We start from the raw sequence: 10376 nt of genomic DNA, 5'->3' as shown, positions 1-10376 counted from the left end.
GCGGCGCGGCCCACCGCGGCGGGGTCCGCGAGGGCGGCGCGGCCCCCGGGGATGGCGCGGCTCACGGCCCGCGGGAGCGGCGCGGCCCACGGCGGCGGGCCCCGGGTTACGCCTTGGACCGGGCCACCGCCCGGGCGATCCGGCCCGCGTCCAGGCGCAGCTCCCGCAGCGTCCCGCTGATCGGGGTGGTGAAGCCCGTGAAGTACAGGCCCGGGGCCTCGGGCGCGGTGCGGGCGCCGTGGACGCGGGGGCGGCCGCGGGCGTCGAGGACGCCGAGGTGGCCGAGGAGGGGTTCCAGGGCGCGGCGGTAGCCGGTGGCGGCGATCACCGCGTCGGGGCCGACGCGGTTGCCGTCGGCCAGTACCACCTTGCCGTCCTCGAAGGCCTCGACGGCGGCCACGGGCTCGACCCGGCCCGCGCGCACCGCGTCGATCAGGCCGACGTCCTGCACCGGGATGGCGCCCTCGCGGACGCGCGAGTACAGGCCGGTGTCGGGCCGCGGCAGCCCGTGCGCGGACAGGTCGGGCACGCTGACGCGGGCCACCACGCGCCCGAGCCCGTCGACCACCGGCACCGGCAGCCTGCGGCACAGGACGGCGGAGCGCTGCGCGGGCCACCCGGCGGTGGAGCGGCGCACGATGTGCGGGGCGGTGCGCACGGCGAGCCGCACGCGGGCGGCGCCGCCCTCGACCAGGTCGACGGCGATCTCGGCCCCGGTGTTGCCGGCGCCGACCACGAGCACGTCCTTGCCCGCGTACGGGCCGGGCGCCCGGTAGGAGGAGGCGTGGATCAGCTCGCCGGGGTAGGAGTCGGCGCCCGGCCAGTCCGGCAGGTGCGGGGTGTGGTTGTACCCGGTGGCGACCACCACCGCGCGGCCGGCGAGCTCACGGCCCCCGGTGGCGCGCAGCAGCCAGCCCGCGCCGTCCGGGGCGCGCTCCAGGCGGGTCACCTCCACGCCGGTGACCACGTCCAGGTTGTGGTGCTCGGCGTACTTCTCCAGGTACCGGACCACGTCGTCGCGCGCCACCCAGCGGCCGAACGAGCGCGGCATCGCCAGGCCCGGCAGCGCGGACAGGCGGCGGGTGGTGTGCAGGTGGAGGCGGTCGTAGTGGCCGCGCCAGGAGGCGCCGACGTGGTCGGACCGCTCCAGGACGACGGCGCGTACGCCGCGGCCGCGCAGGGCGGCGGCGACGGAGAGGCCGCCGGGGCCGGCGCCGATGACGTACACCGGACGGGCCGGTTCCCGCCGGTCCGGGTGGGGCCGGTCGGTGCTGGTGAGCGGGGAATGCGAGTCGGCCATGACGGGAGGGTAACCACGCCGTCACTTGATGGGTGACGGTCAAGTCCGAAACCGGTTGCGAATTGATCACGTACGACGGACCCTTGCGCGCCCGGCGCGTGGTGCGCTCAACTGACGGTACGTCAGGTGTCGTTGCGCCACCGCCGTCACGCCCGCCCGCCGAACAGGGAAGGTCGCCCCATGGACACCGTCCGGCACAGCGGCACCGCACGGCTCCCCGCTCCCCGTGGCGGCCCCGGCCCGGGACGGCCGGGGCGGCGGCGCCGCCCGCGGCAGAAGGGCCGGTTCGCGCGGGGCGCGGAGCTCGCGGGGCCCGTCGGCGCGGCGGCGGTGCGCCGGTGACCGCCCCGGGGCCGCGCTTCGACCTCCCCGAGACCGACGCCTTCACCCGGCCCTACTGGGACGCCGCCGCGGCGGGGCACCTGCTGATCCGCCGCTGCCGCGCCGCGGACTGCGGGCGCGCGCACCACTACCCGCGCGAGTTCTGCCCGTACTGCTGGAGCGAGGACGTCACCTGGGAGCGGGCGAGCGGGCACGGGACCCTCTACACCTGGTCCGTCGTGCACCGCAACGACCTGCCCCCGTTCGGCGCGCGCGTGCCGTACGTCGCGGCGGTCGTGGACCTGGCGGAGGGCCCGCGCACGATGACCGAGGTGGTGGACTGCGACGGCGCCGCGCTGCGGGTGGGGATGCCGGTGGCGGTCGCGTTCCGCCGGGCCGCGGAGGGCGTGGTGGTACCGGTGTTCCGGCCGCGCGGCTCCGGTGGTGGTGCGGGGGGTGCGGGGCGGTAGGGGGGTGGCGGGTGGTGGTCGGGCCGGGCGGTGATCGCGGTCCGGGCGGTGGAGGCCGTGTAGGGGGGGCGGTTCGGGCGGTGAGAGCATGCCGCATGACCACGACCCCGGGCGCCCGCTGGCACCTGACCGCCGACCCCGCCGAGTTCCTGGACCGCGCGCGGCTCTTCCTCCACGCCGAGCCCGCCCTGAACACGGCGCTGCTCACCGTTGCCGACACCCTGCGGACGCGGGGCCCGCACGTGTACGGGGACGGGGACCCGCTCCTCGGCTGGCTGGAGCGGGGCGGCCGGGTGCGCGGGGCGTTCCTGCGGACGCCGCCGCACCGGGTGGCGGTCAGCCCCCTGGACCCCGGCGCCACGGACGCCCGGGACGCCCTCGACGCCCTGGCCGGGGAGCTGGCCGACCGGTCGCCCGAGCTGCCCGGCGTGATGTCCGACCGGGCCACCGCCGAGGCCTTCGCCGACGCCTGGCGGCGGCGCACCGGGGCCGCGGCGACGGAGAACCTCCGCCAGCGCCTCTACCGCCTCGACGAGCTGACCCCGCCCGAGCCCGGCCCGCCCGGAACCGCCCGGGTCGCGACCGCCGCGGACCGGGACCTGCTCGTCCGCTGGCACGAGGCCTTCCTGGCCGACCTCGGCCAGGAGCGCCTGACGGACCCCGGGGAGTGGGCCGACGCCCGGCTCGCGTACGGCGGCGTGACCCTGTGGGAGGCCCCCGACGGCACGCCCGTGTCCATGGCGGGCGCCCACCGCCTCCTCGCGGGCCAGGTGCGCGTCGCCCCCGTCTACACCCCGCCCGAGCACCGGGCCCGGGGCCACGCGGCCGCCGTGACCGCCGAGGTCAGCCGGGCCGCGCTCGCCGCGGGCGCGCGCGAGGTGCTGCTCTTCACCGACCTCGCCAACCCCACCAGCAACGGCCTGTACCGGCGCATCGGCTACCGGCCCGTACGCGACTACGCCCAGTTCACCTTCACTCCGGGGCGATGACGCCGGGGAGAGGGGGCCCGGGGAGACGGGGCCCGGGGGCGGTGACCGGCTTGACGTACCGGTGGCACGGCACCCGGATCGGGCCGCTGTCGCTGGCCGCCAGGTACTCGAACAGGCCCTCGTCGCGCCAGCCGTTGCGCTCGTAGAAGCGGCGGGCGCGGGCGTTGCCGTCGACCACCGCGAGCCAGGCCCGGCGGTGCCCCTTGGCGGCGACCACGCGCTCGGCCTCGGCGAGCAGCGCGGGCGCGACGCCCGTGCCGCGGTGGTCGGCGGCCACGTAGACCTGTTCGACCTCGTCGTCGACGACCATCACGAAGCCCGCGATCTCCCCGGCCACGACCGCGACCACCGTGTCGTCGACGCGGCGCGGGGCGCGCAGCGCGAACGACTCCGGGGTGCGGACCGCGAGCAGGGCCCCCGGGACGTGCCCGAGGTGGCCGTCGCTCCAGCCGGCGTGCCAGATCCGCGCGACGGCCGCCGCGTCCTCGGGGCGCGCCGGGCGCAGCTCGACTCCGGCTCGCCCGGACGGGCCGGATCGCCCGTCTCGACCGGCTCGCTCGACTCGCTCGTCTCGCCCGTGTCGCTCGTCTCGCTCGAAACGTCCGGGTTCCTCGGCCCGCTCGGATCGTCCGGGTCCCTCTCCCGTCGCGCCTTCCTCTTCGGTCACGGCCACAGCAACTCCCTCGCCCATCCCCCCTGTTGTTCCGTTGCCCGGTACCTGAGGCGGATGTGCCGCCGCCGGGCGTCCCCCTGGAAGAACTCCACCTCATCGGGGGCCAGTACGTACAGCGTCCAGCTCGGCGCGTCGGCGTCCGGTTGCGCCGCCGCCCGCTCCCAGGCGGCGTCCGAGGCCCGCGTCAACTCCTCGTACGATCGCAGGACTTCGCTCTGCCGTCCGACGAGGGCCGCGGCGAGGGCCCCGGTGGTCCGCGCGTGCAGGTCCGCCAGCGCCTCCGGGTGCGGGGCGGTGGTGACCGGGCCGCGCAGCCGGATCTGGCGGGCCCGGGCGGGCCAGTAGAAGTGCAGCGCCGCGTACGGCCGGGCGGCGAGCTGGCGGCCCTTGCGGCTGGTCGCGTGCGAGGCGAAGTGCCAGCCCTCGGCGTCGGCGCCGTGAAGCATGACGGTGCGCGCGTCGGGCAGGCCCGCCTCGTCCGTCGTCGCCAGGGTCATCGTGTGCGGCTCGGGCTGGCCGGCCGCCACGGCGTCGGCGAACCAGGCGTGGAAGAGCTCCACGGGTGCCTGCGGCGCGGTGGCGGGGGCGAAGGACGGGAGCTCGGTGTCCCAGACCTTCTGGGCTCTGAGGAGGGCGGGGAAGGGGTCGGGGGTGGTCATGGTGGTGATTGTTCCTGGCCCCTGGGCCTTGTGCGGGGTTCTTCGCCGCTGCGCGGCTTGTCCTCAGGCGCCGGACGGGCTGGGGTGTTCCGGTGCGGGCGCGGGTGCGGGTGCGGGTGCCGGTGCGGGTTGATCGGCCTTCGGCCTCGTCCTCAAGCGCCGGACGGGCTGAGAATCTCGCCGGGCGGGCTGCGAATCTCGCCGTGCGGGCTGTGGATGCGTCGGACGGGCTGAAAATCTCGCCGGGCGGGCTGCGAAGCGGTGGGGGTCTAGTCGCGGGCCAGGATCACTGTTCCCGATGAGCAGAACCAGCCGCCCGTGCCCGACGCCACCGCCAGGCGGGGCAGGGTTCCGTCGCGGCGGTGGACCTGGCGGTCCCTTCCCGCCTGGCCGCGGAGCTGACGTACCGCCTCCACGATCAGGAACAGGCCCCGCATCCCGGGGTGCTGCGCGGAGAGGCCGCCGCCGTCGGTGTTGGTCGGCAGGTCCCCGCCCCGCAGCAGCCGCCCCTGCTCCACGAACGCCCCGCCCTCGCCCTTCGCGCAGAAACCGAGGTCCTCCAGCGTCACCAGCGTCATGTACGTGAAGGCGTCGTAGACCTGTGCGAGGTCGACCTCGGCCGGCCGCACCCCGGCGCGCTCGAAGGCGAGGCGCCCGCTGACGGCCGCCGGGGACACGGTGAAGTCCTCCCACGCGGACATCGCGGAGTGCGAGACGTGCTCACCGGCGCCGAGCACCCACACCGGCGGCTGCGCGCAGTCGCGCACCAGCTCCTCGGCCGCGAGCAGGACCGCGCAGCCGCCGTCGGAGCGCAGGCAGCAGTGCAGCCGGGTGAACGGGTCCGCGATCACCGGGCCGCCGAGGACGTCGTCCACGGTGATCGGGTCGCGGAACAGCGCCTCCGGGTTCGCCGCCGCGTTGGCCCGCGCCTGCACGGCCACGGCCGCGAGCTGCTCCAGCGTGGTGCCGTACGCGTACATGTGGCGCCGGGCCGCCATCGCGTACTTGGCGATCAGCGTATGCCCGTACGGGGCCTCGAACTGGAGCGGGCCGCGCGCCCCGAAGGACAGGTCGCCCGTGCGGCGCCCGGCCCTGACGTCGGCACGGGCGGTGGAGCCGTAGACGAGGAGCACGGCGTTCGCCCGCCCGGCCGCGACGGCGTCGGCCGCGTGCGCCGCCATCACCTCCCAGGCGGCGCCGCCCACCGAGGTGGAGTCCACCCAGCGCGGGCGCAGCCCCAGGTACTCCGCCACCTCCACGGGCGCCAGCGTCCCGAGGCCCGCGGAGGCGAGCCCGTCCACGGCGTCCCGGCCGAGCCCGGCGTCGGCGAGTGCCCGCCGCGCGGCCTGGGCGTGCAGGGCGTAGGGCGTGACGCCCTCGACGCGGCCGCAGTCGGCGAGGGCGACACCGACGACGGCCACCTTCCTGCTTCCGGCGCGCACGAGGCTCGGCATCGTCTGACGGTACATCAGATTGCCTGTGTGCGCGCCCTGTTGTGGGCCTGGGCAACTGTCCTGCGCGGTCCTAGCATGGCGGCCCGCCGCCTTAGGTGACGGTGTGTCAGGTACGTGTTACTCCGCCCGGGGAGGAGCCCGCCGATGGACGCCGCCTGCACCGTGGAGCAGGACGAGATCCGCCGCGCCGTGCGCGAGGCCGTCACCAAGCGCCGCACCTCCGACGACGTCAGGTCCGCCGTGCGGACACCCGCCGGGTACGACCCTGGCCTGTGGGACACCCTCACCGGACGGCTCGGCCTGGCCGGGCTCGCGCTGCCCGAGGGGTACGGCGGCGTCGGGTGCGGCCCCGTGGAACTGGCCCTGGCGAGCGAGGAGCTGGGGCGCGCCCTGGTGCCCTCGCCGCTGTTCGCGACCGCCGTGCTCGCCGCGCCCCTGCTGCTCCGCCTCGGCACGCCGGAGCAGCGCGCCGCGTGGCTGCCCCGCGTCGCCGCCGGGGACCTGACCGCGGCCCTGGCCGTCCCCGGCCCCGCGTTGGCCACCGCGTTCGGCCTCACCGGCGGCAACGGCGGGCCCTGGGCGGGCGGCGGGCGCGCGGGGGGCGTCCAGGCCGCCGCCGCGGCCGACGGGAGCTGGCGGCTGTACGGGCAGGCCGACCAGGTCCTCGGCGGGCACAGCGCGGACCTGCTGCTCGTCGCCGCGCACACCGGCGGCTACGCCCGCCCCCGGACCCTGCTCTTCCTGGTACGCGGTGACGCCGTCGGCCTGACCCGCGTACGCGTGCCCACGCTGGACGAGACGCGCCCGCAGGCCCGCCTCGAACTGCGGCACGTGCCCGCGCGGTTGCTGGGTGACGACGACGGCGAGGCCGTGCTCCGGGCCCTCGCGGAGGCGGGGGACTCGGTCGCCGCCGTGCTGGCCGCCGAGGCCGTCGGCGCGGCCGGTGAGGCGCTCGCGCGGACCGTCGGCCACGCCAAGGAGCGCGAGCAGTTCGGCCGCCCGATCGGTTCGTTCCAGGCGGTGAAGCACCGCCTCGCGGACGTCCACGCGGCCGTGCAGGCGGCGCGGTCGGCGGCGTACTACGCGGCCTGGGCGGCGGGGTCGGCACCGGGGGAGCGGGCGGGCGGACCGGCGCTCGCGCGGGCTCTGGAAGCGCTGCGGCAGGCAGCGTCCGAGGCGGTGCAGCTGCACGGCGGCATCGGCTTCACCTGGGAGCACGACGCGCACCTGTTCCTCAAGCGGGCCGCCGGCGACGAGCTGCTGTTCGGCCCCGTACACCGGCTGCGCGCGCACGCGGCCGAGCGTGCGGGGCTGTTCGCGTGCGGGGACGGGGACGGGGTCGGGGCCGGGGCCGGGGCCGACGGGAAGTGACGCAAGGGAGGTAAGCGATACAGGGGGAAACAAGGGGAAAAGGTGGCGCGGCGGAAGGACGCGGCGTAAAGGGAAGGGCACGGCGCCGACGGAAAAGCGCGTCGCGAAGGGAAGCGCGGCGCGAAGCAAAGGCGCGACCGACGCGAAGGGAACGTGACCGGCGAAGGAGAGGCGCGCCGCAGGAATTCGGGCGCCACCTGGGGAAAGGGGCGCAGCCCTCGGGAATGACAGGACGGTGGTGCAGGGCTGTCGCCTGGCCCGGGTGCTACTTGGAGGGCTTCTTGCCCGTGACGCCCAGGTGGACCAACGTGGCGAGGTTTGGCTTCAGTTCGGCCTGCTTGACGCCCCAGGACTGGAAACCGCGCTGGTGCGAGGCGACCGCGGCGAGCATGGCCACCAGCGAACCGGCCATCGCGGCGGGGCTCACGTCCTTGTCGACCTTGCCCTTGGCCTGGAGCTCCTTGACGGTGTCCGCAAGGGAGTTGTTGACCGAGTTCACGATCTTCATGCGGATCTTGTAGAAGCGCTTGTCGCCCTCGGCGGCCCCGAGGTCGACGACGCGGAGGATGGCGTCGTTCTTCCGCCAGAAGTCCAGGAAGCCCTCGACGAGGTCCTGCGAGGTCTGCCACCCGGCCTTGCCGGTCCAGGAGCGGCCCTCGAGGAGGGTGGTCAATTCGGCGCCCTCGGCGGCCATTTGTTCCGCGATCTCCAGGACCGCGCCCTCGACGTCGGGAAAGTACTGGTAGAACGTCGCCGGCGAAGTGCCCGCCTTACGGGCGACGTCGATGACTTTCACATCGCGGTAGGGAGACGAGCTGAGCATCTCGCTCAGGCAGTCGAGCAGTTTCTGACGTGTCGCTTGACCACGCCGACCGGCCACTCGGCCGTCGACGGTTCGTACCTGTCCTGTCATGCCGTCAGCTTACCGAGGGGTGATCGGAGCGCGATTCGGCCGAGTGCAAATGGGGTTGAAGGGGTGGCGCGGGGGCGCCGACGGGTGTCCTTCGTGCGCCGGAGGGCGCCCGGGCGGTCCGGGGGGACGTCGGCCGAAAAGAATTGGCCAGGTGTTCGAATCGGTGGGCTGCGGAGCTCCGCGTGCGCGGTTAGCGTGGCTGTGACGGAGGACACGGGGCGGTCGCCCCGGTGGGCCGACGGCGCGTGCGGCGGGGCGGCTGAGAGGAAGCAGTTCTATGGAATTCGCGGAAGGCGTTCCCTGCTGGGTGGACGCGGCGCTGCCCGACGTCGAGGGCGGCAAGCGCTTCTACGGTGAGCTCTTCGGGTGGTCCTTCGACGACGGGTGGTCCCGCGACGACACCGCGGGCGGCGGGTACGGGCACTACGTCCGGGCGAGCCTCGACGGCCGGCCCGTCGCCGCCCTCGCCCCCAAGGCGGACGGGCGCCTGCCGACCGCCTGGACGGTGTACCTGGCGACGCCGGACGCCGCCACGACCGCCGCCCGCGTCGCCGCCGCGGGCGGCCAGGTGATCACCGAGCCGGTGCCGGTGGGGCCGTTCGGCACGACCGGGCTCGTGGCCGACCCCGAGGGCGCCGTCTTCGGGCTCTGGCAGGCGGGCTCCCACCGGGGCTTCGGCAAGCTGCGGGAGCCGGGCGCGTACTGCTGGACCGAGGTGTACGCGCGCGACAAGAGCGTCGTCGACCCGTTCTACGAGTCCGTCTTCGAGTACGGGGTCTACGACGTCGAGGTCGGCGGCGACGACTTCCGCACCTGGTCGCCGCGGGGCGCCGCGGCCGGGCCCGACACCGCGATCGGCGGCCGGGCCGTGCTGGCGGGCTCCTTCCCCGCCGAGATGCCCGCGCACTTCCTCAGCTACTTCTGCGTGGCCGACTGCGACGCGACGGCGGCCGCGGTGCGGCGGCTCGGCGGCCGGGTGCGGACGGAGCCGTTCGACATCCCGTACGGGCGCGTGGCCGTCCTGGCCGACAACCAGGGGGCGGCGTTCGGGGTGCTGCAGGACTGAGGGGCCCGGGGCCCGGGAGGCCCGAGGGGGCCCGGGCGGGCGCCCCGCCGGTCCCGGTAGGCCGGGTTTGCCCGGAAACGGCCCGATGTCGCCCCGGGTTAGCGCCCGGCGCCCCCGCCAGGAAGAATCAGGGTGCGTGCCGCCCTAGCGGCTCGGTGGTGAGACGCTGCACGGGGCCGCTCGGGAACGGCGGCCGCGTACGGGGAGGTGGCAGGCAAGTGGTGGACCAGCTGACGCAGCACGATCCGCGGCGGATCGGCCCGTTCGAGGTCCTGGGGCGGCTCGGGGCCGGCGGCATGGGGCTCGTCTATCTCGCGCGCTCCGCGTCGGGGCGGCGCGTGGCGATCAAGACGGTGCGGACCGAGCTCGCCGAGGACCAGCTCTTCCGCGTGCGCTTCACGCGCGAGGTGGAGGCCGCCCGCGCCGTGTCCGGCTTCTACACGGCCGCCGTGGTCGACGCCGACCCGCGCGCCGCCGTGCCCTGGCTCGCCACGGCGTACGTGCCCGCGCCCTCGCTCGAGGAGATAGTGAACGAGCACGGGCCGCTGCCCACCCAGGCCGTGCGCTGGCTCGCCGCGGGCGTCGCCGAGGCCCTGGAGTCCATCCACGGCGCGGGCCTCGTGCACCGCGACCTGAAGCCGTCCAACGTCCTCGTCGTCGAGGACGGACCCCGCGTGATCGACTTCGGCATCGCGTCCGGCGTCTCCAACACCCGCCTGACCATGACCAACGTCGCCGTCGGCACCCCGGCGTACATGTCACCCGAGCAGGCGAAGGACTCCCGCAGCGTCACCGGCGCCAGCGACGTCTTCTCGCTCGGCTCCACCCTCGTCTTCGCCGCCACCGGCCACGCCCCCTTCCACGGCGCCAACCCCGTGGAGACCGTCTTCATGCTGCTGCGCGAGGGCCCCGACCTGGAGGGGCTGCCGGACGAGCTGCGGCCGCTCATCGAGTCCTGCATGCAGATGGACGCCGCCCTGCGGCCCACGCCGGGCGACCTGCAGGCGCAGCTCGCCCCGCACCTGTTCGCCTCCGAGGGCAACGGCGACGACAGCGGCACCGCCTCCGCGTGGCTGCCCGAGCGGGCCGTCGCGCTCATCGAGGCCCGGCGCGGCGGCCGGCCGCCCGCGCGGGCCGCCGCGGGCACCACCGGGTCCGGC

10 protein-coding genes are annotated in these 10376 nt (G+C 75.9%); 5 read left to right on the top strand and 5 right to left on the bottom strand.

Translation table 11 applies throughout. The annotated features are described in order from the left end of the window. Positions 1-106: 106 nt before the first annotated feature. Entirely contained in the window at positions 107-1300 is a 1194-nt protein-coding gene (locus QK440_RS39830) for an NAD(P)/FAD-dependent oxidoreductase (protein WP_282798157.1), read from the bottom strand. A gap of 338 nt (positions 1301-1638) precedes the next feature. On the opposite strand from QK440_RS39830, the gene QK440_RS39825 reads away from it, so the two are divergent. After that, positions 1639-2091, top strand: a complete 453-nt coding sequence (locus tag QK440_RS39825; protein ID WP_282798156.1) for a Zn-ribbon domain-containing OB-fold protein — start codon at positions 1639-1641, stop codon at positions 2089-2091. A gap of 95 nt (positions 2092-2186) precedes the next feature. Beyond that, positions 2187-3080: a GNAT family N-acetyltransferase gene (locus QK440_RS39820; RefSeq protein WP_282798155.1), complete on the top strand. Its 894-nt coding sequence runs from the start codon at positions 2187-2189 to the stop codon at positions 3078-3080. On the opposite strand, the gene QK440_RS39815 is transcribed toward QK440_RS39820, so the two are convergent. The 3 genes from QK440_RS39815 to QK440_RS39805 form a co-directional block, all read right to left on the bottom strand. Beyond that, positions 3064-3747, bottom strand: a complete 684-nt coding sequence (locus tag QK440_RS39815) for a GNAT family N-acetyltransferase (RefSeq protein WP_282798154.1) — start codon at positions 3745-3747, stop codon at positions 3064-3066. The genes QK440_RS39820 and QK440_RS39815 overlap by 17 nt on opposite strands. Next, positions 3744-4412, bottom strand: a complete 669-nt coding sequence (locus QK440_RS39810; protein ID WP_282798153.1) for a pyridoxal 5'-phosphate synthase — start codon at positions 4410-4412, stop codon at positions 3744-3746. The genes QK440_RS39815 and QK440_RS39810 overlap by 4 nt, the downstream gene beginning before the upstream one ends. Before the next feature lie 269 nt (positions 4413-4681). Continuing rightward, a complete protein-coding gene (locus QK440_RS39805) occupies positions 4682-5866 on the bottom strand; it encodes an acetyl-CoA acetyltransferase (protein WP_282798152.1) in 1185 nt (394 codons plus the stop codon). Positions 5867-6010: 144 nt separating this feature from the next. On the opposite strand from QK440_RS39805, the gene QK440_RS39800 reads away from it, so the two are divergent. Then, positions 6011-7237: an acyl-CoA dehydrogenase family protein gene (locus QK440_RS39800; protein ID WP_282798151.1), complete on the top strand. Its 1227-nt coding sequence runs from the start codon at positions 6011-6013 to the stop codon at positions 7235-7237. Positions 7238-7502: 265 nt separating this feature from the next. Here QK440_RS39800 and QK440_RS39795 read toward each other — a convergent pair whose 3' ends face one another. After that, complete coding sequence (locus QK440_RS39795) at positions 7503-8150, bottom strand: TetR family transcriptional regulator (protein ID WP_282798150.1); 648 nt, start codon at positions 8148-8150, stop codon at positions 7503-7505. Positions 8151-8427: 277 nt separating this feature from the next. Here QK440_RS39795 and QK440_RS39790 point away from each other — a divergent pair, with 277 nt between their 5' ends. Then, positions 8428-9216, top strand: coding sequence for a VOC family protein (locus QK440_RS39790; RefSeq protein ID WP_282798149.1), 789 nt, complete (start codon positions 8428-8430; stop codon positions 9214-9216). A 218-nt stretch (positions 9217-9434) separates the two neighbouring features. After that, the coding region (locus QK440_RS39785) for a serine/threonine-protein kinase (RefSeq protein WP_282798148.1) at positions 9435-10376 on the top strand (942 nt) is incomplete at its 3' end.

Source organism: Streptomyces sp. CC224B, from assembly GCF_030010595.1.
GTDB lineage: Bacteria > Actinomycetota > Actinomycetes > Streptomycetales > Streptomycetaceae > Streptomyces > Streptomyces longispororuber.
Note: the sequence above shows the minus strand (reverse complement) of the source record. Positions and strands in the feature narration are given on the sequence as shown.